At 70.1% G+C, this 204-nt stretch carries 1 protein-coding gene; it reads left to right on the top strand.

Annotated features, from left to right (window positions below; genetic code table 11):
- Positions 1 to 204 (top strand): phosphopantetheine-binding protein (locus IG94_RS39580; protein WP_043485808.1); only part of this gene is annotated, 204 nt, incomplete at both ends.

The following is a 204-nucleotide window of genomic DNA, read 5'->3' as shown; positions in this document are numbered from 1 at the left end:
AGTGGGCGTCGACGACGGGTTCTTCGACCTCGGCGGCGACAGCATCATGTCGATCCAGCTGGTCAGCCGCGCCCGACGGGCCGGACTCGAACTGTCCGTGCGGGCCGTCTTCGAGCACCGGACCGTGGCGGCACTCGCCGAGATCGTCACCGAGACCGACACCACCGTCACGGAGGAACCCGGCGCCGGCATCGGCGACGTACC

Origin of the sequence: Streptomyces olivaceus (assembly GCF_000721235.1) — a bacterium.
GTDB lineage: Bacteria > Actinomycetota > Actinomycetes > Streptomycetales > Streptomycetaceae > Streptomyces > Streptomyces olivaceus.
Note: the sequence above shows the minus strand (reverse complement) of the source record. Positions and strands in the feature narration are given on the sequence as shown.